16 protein-coding genes are annotated in these 15,173 nt (G+C 44.6%); 13 read left to right on the forward strand and 3 right to left on the reverse strand.

Annotated elements, in window-relative coordinates:
* The first annotated feature begins 1 nt into the window (after position 1).
* The 5 genes from thiO to G3352_RS22215 all read left to right on the forward strand — a co-directional run bounded on the left by thiO (position 2) and on the right by G3352_RS22215 (position 4,122).
* Complete coding sequence (thiO, locus tag G3352_RS22195) at positions 2–1,231, forward strand: glycine oxidase ThiO (RefSeq protein WP_163759951.1); 1,230 nt, start codon at positions 2–4, stop codon at positions 1,229–1,231.
* Positions 1,228–1,431, forward strand: coding sequence for a sulfur carrier protein ThiS (gene thiS, locus G3352_RS22200; RefSeq protein WP_163759954.1), 204 nt, complete (start codon positions 1,228–1,230; stop codon positions 1,429–1,431). Before thiO ends, thiS begins: the two co-directional genes overlap by 4 nt.
* Before the next feature lie 3 nt (positions 1,432–1,434).
* The gene (locus G3352_RS22205; RefSeq protein ID WP_163759957.1) at positions 1,435–2,202 is read left to right on the forward strand and encodes a thiazole synthase; all 768 of its coding nucleotides are present in this window, start codon (positions 1,435–1,437) and stop codon (positions 2,200–2,202) included.
* Positions 2,199–3,248 (forward strand): ThiF family adenylyltransferase, encoded by a 1,050-nt coding sequence (locus tag G3352_RS22210; protein ID WP_163759960.1) that lies wholly within the window; start codon positions 2,199–2,201, stop codon positions 3,246–3,248. The genes G3352_RS22205 and G3352_RS22210 overlap by 4 nt, the downstream gene beginning before the upstream one ends.
* Before the next feature lie 184 nt (positions 3,249–3,432).
* Positions 3,433–4,122 carry a winged helix-turn-helix domain-containing protein gene (locus G3352_RS22215; protein WP_163759963.1) on the forward strand — a complete coding sequence of 230 codons (690 nt, stop codon included), beginning with the start codon at positions 3,433–3,435 and terminating at the stop codon, positions 4,120–4,122.
* 134 nt (positions 4,123–4,256) lie between these two features.
* Here G3352_RS22215 and G3352_RS22220 read toward each other — a convergent pair whose 3' ends face one another.
* Both G3352_RS22220 and G3352_RS22225 read right to left on the reverse strand, forming a co-directional pair.
* Entirely contained in the window at positions 4,257–4,757 is a 501-nt protein-coding gene (locus G3352_RS22220; protein ID WP_076289124.1) for a C40 family peptidase, read from the reverse strand.
* A 282-nt stretch (positions 4,758–5,039) separates the two neighbouring features.
* Positions 5,040–5,681: a thiamine diphosphokinase gene (locus G3352_RS22225; protein WP_163759967.1), complete on the reverse strand. Its 642-nt coding sequence runs from the start codon at positions 5,679–5,681 to the stop codon at positions 5,040–5,042.
* A 181-nt stretch (positions 5,682–5,862) separates the two neighbouring features.
* Between G3352_RS22225 and G3352_RS22230 the strand changes: the two genes are divergently transcribed.
* Both G3352_RS22230 and G3352_RS22235 read left to right on the forward strand, forming a co-directional pair.
* Positions 5,863–6,537, forward strand: coding sequence for a trimeric intracellular cation channel family protein (locus G3352_RS22230; protein WP_275898456.1), 675 nt, complete (start codon positions 5,863–5,865; stop codon positions 6,535–6,537).
* Position 6,538: 1 nt separating this feature from the next.
* Positions 6,539–7,009, forward strand: a complete 471-nt coding sequence (locus G3352_RS22235) for a low molecular weight protein-tyrosine-phosphatase (RefSeq protein WP_163759970.1) — start codon at positions 6,539–6,541, stop codon at positions 7,007–7,009.
* A gap of 158 nt (positions 7,010–7,167) precedes the next feature.
* On the opposite strand, the gene G3352_RS22240 is transcribed toward G3352_RS22235, so the two are convergent.
* Complete coding sequence (locus tag G3352_RS22240) at positions 7,168–7,902, reverse strand: alpha/beta hydrolase (protein ID WP_076289127.1); 735 nt, start codon at positions 7,900–7,902, stop codon at positions 7,168–7,170.
* Between the two features lie 255 nt (positions 7,903–8,157).
* Between G3352_RS22240 and pdhA the strand changes: the two genes are divergently transcribed.
* The 6 genes from pdhA (at position 8,158) to G3352_RS22270 (ending at position 15,036) form a co-directional block, all read left to right on the forward strand.
* Positions 8,158–9,225, forward strand: a complete 1,068-nt coding sequence (gene pdhA, locus G3352_RS22245; RefSeq protein ID WP_062325382.1) for a pyruvate dehydrogenase (acetyl-transferring) E1 component subunit alpha — start codon at positions 8,158–8,160, stop codon at positions 9,223–9,225.
* Positions 9,226–9,330: 105 nt separating this feature from the next.
* Entirely contained in the window at positions 9,331–10,308 is a 978-nt protein-coding gene (locus G3352_RS22250) for an alpha-ketoacid dehydrogenase subunit beta (RefSeq protein ID WP_062325380.1), read from the forward strand.
* Positions 10,309–10,484: 176 nt separating this feature from the next.
* Positions 10,485–11,798, forward strand: coding sequence for a dihydrolipoamide acetyltransferase family protein (locus tag G3352_RS22255; RefSeq protein ID WP_163759972.1), 1,314 nt, complete (start codon positions 10,485–10,487; stop codon positions 11,796–11,798).
* Positions 11,799–11,801: 3 nt separating this feature from the next.
* On the forward strand, positions 11,802–13,217 hold the full coding sequence (gene lpdA, locus G3352_RS22260; protein WP_024630356.1) for a dihydrolipoyl dehydrogenase: 1,416 nt from the start codon (positions 11,802–11,804) through the stop codon (positions 13,215–13,217).
* A gap of 510 nt (positions 13,218–13,727) precedes the next feature.
* Positions 13,728–14,522, forward strand: a complete 795-nt coding sequence (gene thyA / locus G3352_RS22265; RefSeq protein ID WP_163759975.1) for a thymidylate synthase — start codon at positions 13,728–13,730, stop codon at positions 14,520–14,522.
* Between the two features lie 25 nt (positions 14,523–14,547).
* A complete protein-coding gene (locus G3352_RS22270; protein WP_163759978.1) occupies positions 14,548–15,036 on the forward strand; it encodes a dihydrofolate reductase in 489 nt (162 codons plus the stop codon).
* Positions 15,037–15,173 lie beyond the last annotated feature (137 nt).

Here is a 15,173-nt window from a genome sequence, read left to right on the forward strand (position 1 = left end):
CATGAGAGAGGAAGCAAGAAGTCGAAGCAGAAATCGTTCAAGCCATCATCCAGGAATAGTATCGGGAAGTAAAGTCGGAGCGGAAGTTCGAGGCAAGTTTCATGCAGAAACCATTATTGTAGGTGGAGGAGTTATCGGTTGTGCCATCGCATGTGAACTCGCTACTCGAGGACATGATGTTCTTCTGGTTGAGCGGGCACGGATTGCTGGGGGAACTTCCTGTGCAGCCGCCGGGATGCTTGCTGCTGACAGTGAGGAATTCACTCATACTGTAATGGCGAAGCTTGCACGGAAGAGCAGAGCTTTGCTTCATGAGCAGAAGGGACGAATCAGTTCGCTTAGCGGAGTGGAGATGGGGCTGCAACAGCATGGTTTTATTACTCCTTTTCGTTCATACAGTGAGGTCAGCAGTTACAAAAATAATCGATCGTCTACCTTATCTACAGAACATATTTGGTGGGATCGAGTCGCTGTCCAACAGGAAGCTTCATGGTTAAACAGGGATACGTATGGTGCGTATTACAGACCTTCCGAGAGCGAGGTTCTTCCCGTCAATCTAACACAGGCTTATATCAGATCAGCTCAAGCTATGGGTGCGAGGGTGATGGAAGGTGTACAGGATGTCCGTTTGCATACGAATGTAAACGGTGTGCAAGGAATCGAGACTTCAATAGGAACGATGACATCGAGAAATGTCATTATTGCTACAGGGTTACATGGTGAAGAATTGATGAAACATGTGGGTCTGAAGTCGCCTATTTTGCCTGTGAAGGGAGAAATTGTAGCGGTGCAGTTTTCACCCGACCATGTCGGTTACAGACCTGACAAAACGGTGTATGCAGAGGATATATATATTGTTCCCAAAGCCAATGGAGAAGTATGGATCGGTGCAACAAGCCTTCCTGGAAGAACAGATATGAAAGTCTCGGTGCAAGGCATTCAGAAGCTGCTCGCAGCTGCAACAAACTGGGTACCTGGCATGAAGGAAGCACATTTTATCCGAGCCTGGGCTGGTGTACGTCCTTCGACTCCGGATGGACTTCCGTATATAGGGGCTTGTGAAAGTGTTCCTGGTTTATTCGCTGCTTTTGGACACTATCGAAACGGCATATTACTTAGTGCTATTACAGCCAGCCTCATGGCTGACTTAATTTGTGGTAAAAACTCTGAAGAGCTGGGGATTCAGGACCTTTGTCCAGAACGTTTGAACAGAAAGGAGATGTTGCAGTGAACATCACTGTCAACGGACAAACCATGCAAATTGAAGATAGCTTAAATCGTGTGGATAAATTGCTCCATTCATTTAATTTGCAAGTAAAAACAGTCGTGGTTGAATTGAATCGTCAAATTTTAACGCGGGAATATCATGAAACGACGGCGTTAAGAGACGGAGACCGAATTGAAATTGTACATTTTGTGGGAGGCGGTTGAATTATGCTGAGGATTGGAAATTATACGTTTGAATCTAGATTGCTGCTGGGTACAGGTAAATTTTCGGACTTGGAAGTGCAGAGCCAGGCGGTTGAGGCCTCAGGTACGGAAGTATTGACGTTTGCAGTTCGACGATTGAATCTGGAAGATCGCAACAAACAGCACTTTCTGGACACACTTGATTTGAAAAGGTATACCCTGCTTCCCAATACAGCGGGTGCTTCAACAGCAGAGGAAGCTGTGCGAATCGCTGAACTTGCTCGAGCGTCAGGACTTTGTGATATGATAAAAGTAGAAGTTATCGGCGATGGAATTACTTTGCTTCCTGACCCAATTGAAACCTATAAAGCTTGCGAAATCTTGCTTGAAAAGGGCTTTACGGTACTGCCTTATATCTCGGACGATGTTATTTTGGCCAAGCGATTGCAACTACTCGGCGTACATGCTGTTATGCCTGGTGCATCACCTATAGGGGCGGGAAGAGGTATTATTAATCCCTATAACCTGGAGATTATTATTGAACAAGCCGTCGTTCCTGTTATTGTAGATGCAGGACTTCGTGCACCTAAAGATGCTGCTCATGCAATGGAGCTGGGAGCTGACGGTGTATTGTTAAATACGGCTGTCTCCGGATCCGGAGATCCGGTGAAGATGGCGAAGGCAATGCGAATGGGGGTTGAAGCAGGTAGACTGGCTTATGAGGCAGGCATGATTCCCGTTAAGCGCTATGCAGCAGCGAGTAGTCCGGCGGAAGGAATGGTTCATACATGACTAATCAGACACAATCTTCTGAACAGGGAGACCGCTATTCCAGACAGGAACGGTATGCACCTATCGGTAAGGAAGGTCAGCATAGATTGAATAGCAGTAAAGTATTAATTGTTGGAGCGGGCGCGCTTGGTACGGGCATTGCTGAAACACTGGTACGTTCAGGAATTGGCCATATTACCATTGCAGATCGTGACTATGTGGAGTGGAGCAACCTACAGCGACAGCAATTATATATAGAGCAAGACGCGATTCATCGAATGCCCAAAGCGATGGCAGCAAAGAATCGTCTATCTGACATTAATTCTACTGTTGAGGTTGTAGGCAAAGTGATGGACGTCAGAGTAGATGAACTGGAGGAATTGGTTCAAAACGCAGACTTGATCATGGATGCAACAGATAATTTTGATACCCGGTTATTAATAAATGATATGTCACAGAAGTATCGTATTCCCTGGATTTATGGGGGATGTGTGGGGAGTTATGGAATTACCTACACGTTTCTGCCTGGAGAAACGCCTTGTTTAAACTGTTTGTTGGGTGAGGTTCCGTTAGGTGGGGATACCTGTGATACGTCAGGCATTATCCCTCAGGCGGTGCAGATGGTTACGGCTAATCAGACTGCCGAAGCGATGAAGCTTCTCAGTGGTAATTCAGGTGCATTGAGACGCAAGTTGTTATCATTCGATGTGTGGAGAAATGAATACATATCCATTAACGTCGACGGTGCCCGAAAAGAAGATTGTCCTTCCTGCGGAGTAAAGGCTAACTTTCCGTACCTCTCTGCCTCAAATCTGGAGAAAACAGACGTATTATGTGGCAGGGATACGGTTCAGATTCGCCCTTCACGGCGGATGAATCTGGATTTACAGCATACGGCTGATCGTCTTGGCAAGCTGGATGAAGGCAAAGTGGAGGCTAATGCATTTTTGGTTTCTTTTACAACTGGATCACACAGGATGGTCATTTTTCAGGATGGTCGCGTCCTAGTTCATGGAACAAAAGACACGGCAGAGGCGCGTACGCTGGTTCACCGGTACTTTGGTTAGAAAAAAATCAAATGATTGTTCCGAGTCCGTTCCTTCGGGGAATGGACTTTTTCATTTTACGGCATGATAAACATACAACAATGCTGCGAAGCACAGTGGTCACAAGTATGTATGTGTAGACTGGAGACCAAGTGTAGTCTTAACCAGCAAATGTAGTAGCGTATAAGACAGGCCGGGTGAAAAAATGAAAACATCCATATTACTGGTTGGCAGAGGCGATTTGGTTTCTTTTATTCAAGGCATATTGTGTGCTGAAGGGTACCAGGTCGAGCAAATGGAATGGACAGATCTGAACCGTCTTTCTGAACCAACACTCACGAATCTCAATATGATCATATTAATAAATGAAGGATGTCATGAAGATACCCTGAAAAGTGGACTGGAGTCTTTCGTGCGCATAGGAGTCACATCGCCATTGCTTGTGGTAACTCCCAAGATATCGCCAGAATTGATTGTGGAATTGCTCGATTACGGCGCTAATGATGTGATGGAAGCACCTATTCACGGCAATGTGATGATGGCCAGAATACGGAATTTTTTACGTGTGTTCTCGCAGGCTACTCAGGAAGATGAAGAAGTCATTGTAGTACATGATCTCAAGGTCAATCTCCGTTCGCGCCGAGTAAGTCGTGCTGGTGAATATTTGGTGTTGACTCCGAAAGAATACGAATTGCTGGAGTTTCTGGCTCGTCATGTGAACGAGGCGTGTCCCCGAAGCGTTATTTTGAAGGAAGTATGGGGGTATGATTTTGCAATGGATACCAATGTGGTGGATGTGTATATCAAACATTTACGGGTGAAGGTGGATAAAGGGAGGAGTGTCAAACTAATTCATACCGTTCGTGGAGTGGGTTATATGCTTCATACCCAATAAAAGAGTTGGTAACATCGAAAGCAGTGAATGTTTTCCACATAACACCTGTTTGGACAGAGAACTTCATTGGGTAAATATAAGAGGACCGGATCATCAGATCCGGCCCTCTCACTTCGTTATTTTCGGATTATGAGTTAAAGTACGCGGCGAGCTTTAATATAAGTTTTTTTCCAGTTCCCCGAGTTCAGGTCGGAGAGAGTAACACCTGGTGATCCGTACGTGTGCAGAACTTTTCCGTCTCCTGCATATACACCTACGTGAGTAATGTTGGAGCCTGTAGAGCGACTACCGCTAGAAAAGAAGACCAGATCTCCAACGCGTAGATTTGCTTTAGACACAGCTACGCCTTCTTTCGATTGCTTAACGGATGTACGCGGCAAATCAACACCATACTTTTTAAAGATGTATTTCATAAATGAAGAGCAGTCAAAATTTTTGGTTGTAGAAGTTGACGCACCAAATTTATATGGAGTTCCTGTAAAGGTTTTACCATAGTTCACGATTTGTTGTCCTGTGGATACAGAAGCGCTTGCTGCTTGTGCAACAGGTGCATTAGTCATTAATACAGCTCCAAAACCTAATGTAGCGCACAACCCGACGGTTACGGCCTTTTGGACAAAGATGTTTGTTTTCATGTGAGTACCTCCAAAATTAGTTTTCGTTTAGTTGCTAGAGCGAGTATAACAGCTTTGTAACAGCCTAGAAATTGGATGGGACATTCTCATCCCTAGGGCCGCAACGTTTTGGGTTTGTTTATTAAAATACCATTAAAAATGTCAAAAAATTAATCATTGACGAACCTCGAATGCTACAAAAATAACAAAGACCCTTGATATATCAAGGGTCTTTGTTATTTTAAATGCTTATTTTTAATCTAAATCATAGGTTACAAAAACGTAATAAGTATAGACAGAAGGTTAATCTTTGCTCTGAATAATGAGTAATAACCCACTATCGATTGAGACGGTGCCAGACTTTCCGAGCAGTTTGTTGCTAATCCCCAAAGACTGTCCCATGCGTATAGTAGCTTGATCTAGCGGGTACATGAAACCTTCCAGTGTAATACCTGTTACTTCATTAGTAAGTGGGAGCAGGGAGATGTACTCATATCCACGGTCTTCCACAAAAGCTTCGGAGGTCGTTAGCATCATATAATTGTGTTCATCCTGCAGAGTACAGGAAATATGATGCTGCATAGCGCGGACCATAATATGTACGTTAGCCAGAGTATGATCCATGCGTGTGCCCGTTGCGCCCAACATAAGAATATCAGTAGGCTCAAGATCCAGTGCTGTTTCAAATGCCATCTCGGTATCCGTCAAATCCTTAAGCACAGGATCGCAGGTGATTATCCGTTCACTGTTATCTCGCACACGCTCCAGTTCCTGCACGGTAATAGAATCGAAATCTCCTACTGCGATATGTGGCTGAATTCCATTTTCTATTAAGAACAACGCCCCACGATCGGCTGCGATAATGATGTCATCCTTACCGATTTCTTGTAGAAATTGAGGAGAGAGGTTTCCGCCTGTGAAAATAACAATTCGTTTCTTAGTCATTCTATTCCATCCTTCCTAATCAATAAAGAAACAATTCACTTCTAATTAAGGTGTTAGAATGATGCAAAAATCATTCACAAAACCAGTATAATCCACAAAATGTGGTTGCACAATTTCGGCATGCGCGGATACAATGGGTAGAGCGACATGGAGATGACTTGAAAAGTGAGGTTTGAACAGGTTGGACTTGCACATTTTTGAAGTATTCAGCATTATAGGTACCATTGCATTTGCAATGTCCGGAGCTTTCGTGGCGATGGAAGAGGAATATGATATTTTGGGCGTACTGGTACTGGGACTCGTAACCGCATTTGGAGGCGGAGTCATTCGTAATGTTCTCATTGGTGTACCCGTAACGATGCTGTGGAGTCAGGGAATGCTGATTATGCTCGCCCTAATATCTGTAGCGATTGCATTTGTCCTACCTCTTAAGTGGATTGGTCACTGGAAGCGGACAGAAGCGCTGTTCGATGCGATTGGACTTGCGGCATTTGCGATTCAAGGGGCATTGTACGCGGCCAATATGGGACATCCCATTAGTGCAGTTATTGTAGCAGCAGTGATGACCGGTATAGGCGGAGGAATCATTCGTGATCTGCTGGCAGGCAGGAAGCCATTGGTACTGCGCGATGAAATTTATGCCGTATGGGCAATAACAGCTGGTTTTGCCATAGGTATGGGATGGTTCACAACGAACGTTGGACTGTTAATATGTTTCGCCGCAGTTGTGTTCTTCCGGATGTGTTCTGTTCATTATAAATGGAAGCTGCCACGTCGTTCTCTGGTACAAACGGAGAGTGTGAAACCTCAGACAGCACCAGCTCCACTTAACCGCACCTTGAGTAAGGGGGAATAACATGATTAACGTTTTGTTTGTCTGTTTGGGTAACATATGCCGCTCACCAATGGCTGAGGCTGTCCTCCGTCATAAAGTGAGTGAAAGAGGACTTGATCAGCAGATTTCAGTGGACTCAGCAGGTACAGGAGACTGGCATGTTGGCAAACCACCGCATGAGGGGACTCGATCATTGCTGGATTCATATCAAATTTCTTATGCCAATATGGCGGCAAGACAATTTGCGAGTGCGGACTTCACACATTTTAATTACATTATATGCATGGATGATTCCAACGCAGCTAACGTAAGAAGTGTAACAGGTGGTGAAGATGCGGAAATTATCAAGATGATGGATCTGCTGCCGGACGAGACGCTCCGTGAAGTACCCGACCCGTATTATACAGGGAATTTTGAAGAAGTGTACAGGCTGGTTGATGCAGGTTGTGACGTGTTGCTGGATCGGATTGAAAAGGAACATTCATTGATATAACAATTTTTATATTTGCTTGGAATGACAAGTGATACAAGAGAAGAAGCTGGGACGGACAAGCAGGAGAGAACCTGCTTCTTTTTTGAGTGTTGGTGTAAGCGGTGTCATAAAATAGTAAAACAAAAGCGGCATTTCAGCCGCCTGTTCAATGATCAAAATTAATTTTCCTGAAGAAAGTAAAGCAATGCTTCCGGCAGTTCGTTCTGCCAAAATCCCCATTGGTGATGCCCGTCTTTCTCCTGATAGGAGACGAGTGCACCTCGTTTTTCAAGCAAATCACGTGTATCCCGGTTTAATTGAACAAAATTATACGTGCCGGTATCTGCTTCAAAGGCAGTCTCCTGCAGACCAACAATCATCCAGATTGATAACCAGGACAAGTCTTCAGCTGCAGCGTAGATTTCCTGGGAAGCGGAATAGTAAGCTCCAGACATGCTGATGACACGTGTGAACAGGTCTGGATAGAGTAGAGCAAGATGAAGCGAAACGCTGCCACCCAGTGAGTCGCCGGCAAGAATACGTTCCTGCGGAGAGCGGCGCACAGGATATTTCTCTTCTACATAGGGAATAATCTCTTCAGCGAAGCATGAGGTATACGCCTTGAACCGATCGCCGAAAGGGGCGTATTCCTGAGTTCTTACAGACACATCAACCTGAACTCCTACTATAATGAAAGGTTCGGCTCCCTCGTCGAGAATGATGCGGTTGGCAGTGGTGGCGATACGCCCAAAGTTGAAAAATTCTTCACCATCCTGACAATAAACGACAGGGTAGGATAACAATTCGTTATAGCCTGGGGGAAGATAAATTCGTAGTGTGCGCTTCTCTCCCAGATAGCGGCTCTCAATCTCTTCCTTCACAATCGTGCGTTTCAAATAGCGGGAATCCGTCATAAAACGTCACCTTTCTCGGTTAATTTTTGCATTCGACCGCGCAATACGGTAAGATTAACCTTGTGCGGGGATAGGTCAAATACGCAAACATGTATTATGCTGTTATACCAATATTAAGCCCCTGTTATACATACAATCCGGAAGGAAACATAAAAAAATTACGGATATCTTTGACGTATGCAGTGAAACAGGTGTATAATAATATTATAACAGCGGAACTTGATATTCAAATTTTTTGTTGAGGTGAAGAAAAAAATGAGCAAGGTTCCTTATGAAGTATATACGGAGGATGTAGAAGCTCTGTCCGTGCTGTCTCCTGATGGCGAAATCGTTAACAAAGACATGATGCCTAAACTTTCCGACGATCAATTAAAAGAAATTATGTACCGCATGGTATTTACCCGTACTTGGGATGACCGTGCAGTAAACCTGGGCCGTCAAGGTCGTCTTGGTTTCTATGCTCCAGTATCTGGTCAAGAAGCTACAATGGTTGGTAGTGAATTTGCAATTGAAAAAGAAGACTTTGTATGTCCTGGCTATCGTGACATTCCGCAACTCGTGTGGCATGGACTTCCTCTTTATCAAGCGTTCCTGTACTCCCGTGGACACCAACATGGTGGACAAATTCCGGATGGCGTTAATGTATTGATGCCGCAAATTATCATTGGTGCACAAATCCTGCACGCAATGGGTATTGCTATGGGTTACAAATTGAAGAAACAAAAACAAGTTGTAATTACGTACACAGGTGATGGTGGTTCTTCAGAAGGTGACTTCTACGAAGGTCTGAACTACGCTGGTGTTTATAAATTGCCTGTTATTTTCTTCGTACAAAACAATGGTTATGCCATTACAACTCCTTTTGCTAAACAAACGGCAGCTCTGTCCATCGCTCACAAAGCGGTAGCAGCAGGTATCAAAGGTGTTAAAGTTGATGGTATGGACATCTTCGCAGTTATCAAAGCGGTTCAGGAAGCTGCTGAACGTGGTCGTAACGGCGAAGGCGCAACTCTGATCGAAGCAGTAACTTACCGTTTCCGTCCTCACTCCCTTTCTGACGATGCTTCCAAGTATCGTACAAAAGAAGAAGAGGCTGAATGGAATGCTAAAGATCCAATCGCACGTTTTGCTAAATATCTGGAGAAAAAAGGTCTTTGGACTGAAGAAGATACAGCACGTGTGAAAGAAGAAGCAAAAGCAAAAGTGAACGAAGAGATCAAAAAAGCGGAAAAAACCGAGAAAATGACGATTTCAGGCTTGATCGACAGCATGTTCGAACAAACGCCTAAGCACTTGGAAGAGCAAAAAGCTGATTTCCAATAAGTTTTTTCCGATAAAGCATAAACATCCGGGACGGGTTCCGGTGTCCCGGTATACATGTATGAATTCAAATGTGAACTGTCAATGTTTAAGGAGGAAATGAAGCAAATGGCACAAATGAACATGAAAGAAGCAATCCGTGATGCGCTTCGCGTTGAGTTGAAACGTGATCCTAACGTTCTGCTTTTCGGTGAAGACGTAGGTAATGTAGGCGGCGTTTTCCGTGTAACGGAAGGTCTGCAAAAAGAGTTTGGCGAAGAGCGTGTATTTGATACTCCACTCGCTGAGTCCGCTATTGGCGGTCTGGCAGTAGGTTTGGGTGTTCAAGGTTTCCGTCCGGTTGCCGAGATCCAATTCGTTGGTTTTATCTTCGAAGCCCTTGACCAAATGGTAGTTCAAGCAGCTCGTATGCGTTTCCGCTCCGGCGGTAAATATAATTCTCCAATCGTATTCCGTACACCATTCGGTGGCGGTGTAAAAGCGGCAGAATTGCACACAGATTCCCTCGAAGGTTTGCTTACGCAAACTCCGGGTATTAAAGTGGTAGTACCTTCTAACCCTTATGATGCAAAAGGTCTGATGATCGCTTCTATTCGCGATAACGACCCTGTATTCTTCATGGAGCACTTGAACTTGTACCATGCATTCCGTGCAGAAGTACCTGAAGAAGATTACACTGTTGAGCTGGGCAAAGCGAACGTTGTTCGTGAAGGTTCTGATGTAACTATCATTACTTACGGTATGATGGTTCACACTTCTGTGAAAGCAGCAGAAGAGCTCGAAAAACAAGGAATCAAAGTTGAAGTTATCGACCTTCGTACGGTTAGCCCAATCGACATCGATACTATCGTTGCTTCCATTAAGAAAACAAACCGTGCAATTGTTGTACAGGAAGCTCAAAAGAGCGCAGGTGTTGCAGCTGAAGTCATTGCCCAAATCAATGAAAAAGCAATCCTGCACTTGGAAGCACCGGTTCTGCGTGTAGCTGGTCCGGATACTGTTTATCCATTTGCACAAATCGAAGATACATGGCTTCCTAACCCAGCACGTATCGTTGCTGCGGTTAACAAAGTCGTAAATTTCTAATTTAATCATCTGACATGCCGCAAGGCGCAGTATGGTGATCCACACCGCAGCGCAAGCTGCACTGTAAACAGCCATTAGCCCCTTGAGTAACAGTTTATTGCACCTAGCAGTAACGGTTGTTTCTTGGAGTTAAGGGTTGTTTTCAGGATTGAGACATAATCAAGGAGGTTTTTCAGTTGGCTAAATTTGAATACAAATTCCCTGAACTGGGCGAAGGCCTTCACGAAGGCGAAATCATCAAGATGCACATCAAAGTCGGTGACAAAGTAACTGACGACGACATCATCATGGAAGTACAAAATGACAAAGCGGTCGTTGAAGTACCTTGTCCGGTTAACGGCACAGTAACAGAAGTATTCGCAAAAGATGGCCAAGTTTGCCACGTTGGCGAAGTTGTTGCAATCATTGACGCTGAAGGCGAGCTTCCAGAGCAAGACGACGCTCCTGCAGACGATCAAGAAAAAGATGCAGCTCAAGGCGGAGCTGACACAAGCGGTTCTTCCGCAGCAGCTTCCAGCTCGGATGCAGCTAAAGAAGGCGGAAACAACAGCGTTCCGGCAGTACCTGCCAAAGACGTTTTGGCAACACCAAGCGTGCGTAAATTTGCTCGCGAACAAGGCGTAGACATCGCTCAAGTTAACGGTACTGGCAACAACGGTAAAGTTACTAAAGAAGATGTTGAATCCTTCAAAAACGGTGGCGGTTCTTCCGCAGCGGCATCTTCCGAAGCTCCGGCTCAAGAAGAGAAAAAATCCGCAGCACCAGCAGCTGCTGCAGCTGATCAACGTGTAGAAGAAGAGCGCGTACCATTCAAAGGTATCCGTAAAGCGATCTCCAATGCGATGGTTAAATCAGCTTACACAGCACCTCACGTTACAATCATGGACGAAGTGGACGTAACTGAACTGGTTGCTTTCCGTACTCGCATGAAACCTATTGCTGAGAAAAAAGGTACAAAAGTAACTTATCTGCCATTCATCGTTAAAGCTCTGGTTGCAGCTTCCCGTGAGTTCCCAGCATTGAACGCTATGATCGATGAAGAAGCTAATGAAATTGTATACAAAAAATACTACAACATCGGTATCGCTACAGATACAGACAACGGCTTGATCGTTCCTGTTATCAAAGATGCTGATCGTAAATCCATCTGGATGATCGCTGATTCCATTCGTGATCTGGCAGCTCGTGGCCGCGATGGCAAATTGAGCGCGAACGAAATGAGAGGAAGCACAATCTCCATCAGTAACATTGGTTCTGCTGGCGGTATGTTCTTCACTCCAATCATCAACTTCCCAGAAGTTGCAATTCTCGGAACTGGACGCATCAGCGAAAAAGCCGTTATCAAAAATGGCGAAGTTGTTGCAGCACCTGTAATGGCTCTTTCCCTGAGCTTCGACCACCGTATCATCGATGGCGCAACAGCACAAAACTTTATGAACTACATTAAACAGCTGCTCGCTAACCCTGAGCTGCTTGTTATGGAGGTGTAAGATATGGTAGTAGGCGACGCTTCTCTCAATATCGATACATTAGTAATTGGTGCGGGTCCTGGTGGCTATGTAGCTGCCATCCGTGCTGCTCAACTGGGCCAAAGCGTATTGATCGTTGACAAATCCGAACTGGGCGGCGTTTGTTTGAACCGCGGATGTATTCCATCCAAAGCCCTGATCTCGGCTGCACACCAATATGAGTCTGCATTGCACGGTGAAGCTTTTGGTATCTCTGCTGAGAACGTAAAAGTGGACTTCAGCAAAACTCAAGAATTCAAAAACGGCGTTGTTAAGAAAATGACTGGCGGCGTAGCTGGTTTGCTCAAAGGCAATAAAGTTGAAGTTTTCAACGGTGAGTGCATGTTCATCAACGAAAACGAAGCTCGTGTATTCAACGATCACGAGTCTCCACGTTACAAATTTAAAAATGCAATCATTGCAACAGGTTCCCGTCCAATCGAGTTGAAACCTTTCCCGTTTGGCGGACGCATTCTGTCTTCTACAGAAGCTCTGAACTTGCCTGAAGTTCCAAAAAGCATGATCGTTATCGGTGGCGGTTATATCGGTGCTGAGCTTGGCCAAATGTACTCTAAATTCGGTGCTAAAGTAACAATCATCGAAGGTTTGGATACTGTACTGCCAGGTTTCGATAAAGACATGACTAGCCTCGTAGCTAAAAACATGAAGAAAACAGGCATCGAAATCGTAACGGGTGCAAAAGCTGAAAGTGCTGAGCAAACGGATAAAGATGTAACTGTTAAATATTCCGTAAATGGTGAATCCAAAGAAGTAACTGCAGATTACCTGCTGGTTACTGTTGGACGTCGTCCAAATACAGACGGAGAGCTTGGTCTGGACCTGATTGGCGTAGACGTTGACGAGCGTGGATTCGTTAAAGTTGATCACCAAGGCCGTACTAGCATTCCTCACATCTTTGCAATCGGTGATATCGTATCCGGTCTGGCACTTGCCCACAAAGCTTCTTATGAAGGTAAAGTGGCTGCTGAAGCGATCGCAGGACAACCATCTGTAGTTGACTACAAATGTATGCCTGCCGTTGTTTTCACAGATCCTGAGTGCTCCAGCGTAGGTTACACTGAGAAAGAAGCTAAAGAAAAAGGCTACAAAGTAAAAGCTGGCAAATTCCCTTATGCGGGTAATGGCCGTGCTGTATCTTTGAACCACGCTGAAGGCTTCGTGAAAATCGTTGCTGACGAAGAAAGCGGCCTCGTGTTGGGTTGCCAAATCGTAGGTCTGGAAGCTTCCAACCTGATTGCTGAGCTTGGTCTCGCAATCGAAATGGGTGCTACTCTGGAAGATTTGGCGCTGACTATTCACGCTCACCCTACTTTGGGCGAAATCGTGATGGAAGCTGCGGAACTGGTTATGGGTCACCCGATCCACATCATTTCCCGCTAATATCGTCTAAGCTTCGGATTCGTCCGGCATTATACGTAAATCAGAAGAGACGAATGACGTTAACGCGTTGTTCGTCTCTTTTTTCTGAGCAAAAGCCGAGAAATTCAAGATACGAGTGTATATAATATGATGAAAAGTTACACACTCAAAAGTTTTAGTGAATTGATTTTATCCAACAACTCAATTGTGGTACACTGTAGTAATGATCAGTTATGATGTGGCTCCAAGCCAATCACGGTCTATATATTTAGTATTTAAGTTAGTAAAACTAACCGTTTACACGAGAACGTAGAGGACAGAAAAAATCTGTAGAAGCGGAGCTAAAAGCTTTCTGAAGGAAAGTTGCATCGGAAGCATACGCTTCGCCTTTATCCCCGGATTTTATACTTTTGGAAAAGGAAATCAAAAAAATCTGGGGATAACAGCGATTGGAAGGTTGTTCTGTCATCGGAGTGGTAAGTGTAAATATTCTTTAGTTTAGTATGAAAAAAAGTGCGAGGGGAATATAATTTGAAAAACTATCTCGATTTATTACAGGATATTCTGGATACAGGCGTGCATAAGGGAGATCGCACCGGAACTGGAACACAGTCGGTATTTGGCAGACAGCTGAGATACAACCTATCCGAAGGGTTTCCACTGGTAACAACCAAACGAATCCATCTGAAATCAGTCATTCATGAGTTGTTGTGGTTTTTGAGCGGGGATACGAATATATCTTATTTGAAGGAAAACGGCGTGAAGATCTGGGACGATTGGGCTGACGAGAATGGCGACCTGGGCCCGGTATATGGATCACAATGGCGTACCTGGGAAGCACCTAACGGAGAGAAGATCGATCAGATTGCTGCTGTTATTGATTCGATCAAAAATAATCCGGATTCGCGGCGTCATCTCGTTAGCGCCTGGAATGTGGCGGAGATTAACAACATGAAATTGCCTCCTTGTCATTTCGCGTTTCAGTTCTACGTGGCTGAGGGTAAACTATCGTGTATGCTTACCATGCGTTCTGTAGACACGTTCCTCGGGCTGCCATTTAACATTGCCAGCTATGCGCTGCTGACACATATGATTGCCCAGCAGTGTGATCTTGAAGTTGGGGAGTTTATCTGGTCTGGTGGGGATGTACACATCTACTCAAACCATGTGGAACAAGTGAAAACCCAATTGGAGCGTGAGCCATTCGCGCTGCCTAAGTTGGTTATTAAGCGCAAGCCGGATTCCATTTTCGATTATACGTTTGATGATTTTGAGTTTGAGAACTATCAGCATCATCCGGGTATTAAAGCCCCGATTGCGGTATAACACGGATTGAAGGAGTGTGTAATCTTTGAGCATTGAACTTGTATGGGCGATGGGCGAGAATGGTGTCATTGGATTGAATAATTCCATTCCGTGGCGTTTGCCTAAAGATATGGCCTTTTTCAAGCAACGTACGTTAAACAAAACGATTATTATGGGACGCAATACATGGGAGTCCTTTGGAGGCAAGCCGCTTCCGCAACGTCGAAATATTGTTATAACAAGAGATCTTAACTATCAAGCGAATCAGGCTGAAGTGGTGCATACGATTGAAGAGGGTCTGGAAGTTACAAAAGGCGAAGAGCTTTGCGTCATTGGCGGTTCTCAGGTCTATCGTGAGTTTTTGCCGCTCGCAGATCGTCTAGTGGTGACCAAAATTCATGAGAATTTTGAGGGGGATACCTTTTTCCCGGAAGTGGATTGGTCGGAGTGGGAGCTAACAGAACAGATCGAAGGCGAGCAAGATGAAAAAAATGTTTATGCGTATACGTTTGAGTTCTACGAACGAAAACGGTAAGAGGGACATAAGATGAAGTAGAAGAGCCCAAACTTACGCTATAAACGAAATATAAGGGCGCTGATTTACGAAATATTCGTGAACAGCGTCTTTTCTTTTAAAAATAAAATGAAATAAATACGAAATCGCATATATAT

Origin of the sequence: Paenibacillus sp. ALJ109b (assembly GCF_010747435.1) — a bacterium.
GTDB lineage: Bacteria > Bacillota > Bacilli > Paenibacillales > Paenibacillaceae > Paenibacillus > Paenibacillus taichungensis.

Excerpts from the sequence above, each read along its gene's own strand:
- thiO (WP_163759951.1), top strand. The coding sequence starts at position 2 with ATGAGAGAGGAAGCAAGAAGTCGAAGCAGAAATCGTTCAAGCCATCAT.
- G3352_RS22205 (WP_163759957.1), top strand. The coding sequence starts at position 1,435 with ATGCTGAGGATTGGAAATTATACGTTTGAATCTAGATTGCTGCTGGGT.
- G3352_RS22210 (WP_163759960.1), top strand. The coding sequence starts at position 2,199 with ATGACTAATCAGACACAATCTTCTGAACAGGGAGACCGCTATTCCAGA.
- G3352_RS22215 (WP_163759963.1), top strand. The coding sequence starts at position 3,433 with ATGAAAACATCCATATTACTGGTTGGCAGAGGCGATTTGGTTTCTTTT.
- G3352_RS22220 (WP_076289124.1), bottom strand. The coding sequence starts at position 4,757 with ATGAAAACAAACATCTTTGTCCAAAAGGCCGTAACCGTCGGGTTGTGC.
- G3352_RS22225 (WP_163759967.1), bottom strand. The coding sequence starts at position 5,681 with ATGACTAAGAAACGAATTGTTATTTTCACAGGCGGAAACCTCTCTCCT.
- G3352_RS22235 (WP_163759970.1), top strand. The coding sequence starts at position 6,539 with ATGATTAACGTTTTGTTTGTCTGTTTGGGTAACATATGCCGCTCACCA.
- G3352_RS22240 (WP_076289127.1), bottom strand. The coding sequence starts at position 7,902 with ATGACGGATTCCCGCTATTTGAAACGCACGATTGTGAAGGAAGAGATT.
- pdhA (WP_062325382.1), top strand. The coding sequence starts at position 8,158 with ATGAGCAAGGTTCCTTATGAAGTATATACGGAGGATGTAGAAGCTCTG.
- G3352_RS22250 (WP_062325380.1), top strand. The coding sequence starts at position 9,331 with ATGGCACAAATGAACATGAAAGAAGCAATCCGTGATGCGCTTCGCGTT.
- lpdA (WP_024630356.1), top strand. The coding sequence starts at position 11,802 with ATGGTAGTAGGCGACGCTTCTCTCAATATCGATACATTAGTAATTGGT.